Raw genomic sequence first — 936 nt, 5'->3', positions numbered from 1 at the left:
CCCATCGAACATTTCGATAGGCTGACGTACATGGACACGCGGCTGCTGCGGACATTCGTCTCGGTGCACGACACAGGCAGCTTCACCGCGACCGCCCAGGACCTGGCGTTCGCCCAGTCCACCGTCAGCGCGCACATTCAGTCCCTGGAGCAGAGGCTCGGAGTGCGGCTGTTCGACCGGCTGCCCACCCGAGTCGTCCTGACCGCGCACGGACGGCGCTTGCTGCCGCTCGCCCGGCAAATCCTCGACCTGGCCGCGGAGGCCGAGCGGATCGCCGACCCGGCCGACGGTCACTGCGCCGTCCGCCTGGTAGCCCCTGGCACCATTTGCGGTCATCGCCTGCCACAGGTAGCCATGTTCCTGCGGCAACACCATCCCCAGGTTCAACTGTCGGTGGCTGCCGCCGGCACCACGGCTGCCCTTGACGCACTGGGAAACGGGTCCGCCGACCTGGCGCTGATATTCGAATGCGAGCTGACCAACGCCGACATCGGTGGCGAACGGATCGGCACGGAACGGCTGGCCGTCATCTGCTCACCAGGTCACCCGCTGGCGGGACGGCGCGTCAGCTGGCAGCGTCTCGCCGAGCACGAGTTCCTGCTGCTGGAGGAGGGATGCAGCTACGGCGACGTGGTGGCCCGGCGACTTGGCATGGCAGCCAGTGGCCGTGCGAAGGTGAGCCGCTTCGGCAGTGTGGATGCGATCCGCGCCTGTGTCACAGCCGATCTCGGGCTCAGTGTCCTGCCACGTATCGCCATCGAGGAGGCCCTTCGCGCCGGCAAGCTGGCCACGATCGACACGCCGGGGCTACCCGCTCCGCGTGTCCTGCTCGTCACCCGTGCCGGCAGATGCGACGGCCCGGCGACGGCCACGGTGAGCGAGGCACTACGCGTCGCCTTCCTCCCGAACCCTCCGTCGCCGGTGGGATGACGCCTC

At 68.7% G+C, this 936-nt stretch carries 1 protein-coding gene; it reads left to right on the top strand.

Translation table 11 applies throughout. From position 1 onward, the window contains the following. Positions 1-30: 30 nt before the first annotated feature. Positions 31-930 (top strand): LysR family transcriptional regulator, encoded by a 900-nt coding sequence (locus tag AC5L3X_RS39155; protein WP_494863854.1) that lies wholly within the window; start codon positions 31-33, stop codon positions 928-930. Positions 931-936: the final 6 nt, after the last annotated feature.

The sequence above is a fragment of the Nonomuraea sp. CX421 genome (assembly GCF_059358955.1).
This window is presented reverse-complemented; position numbering and strand designations above follow the sequence as displayed.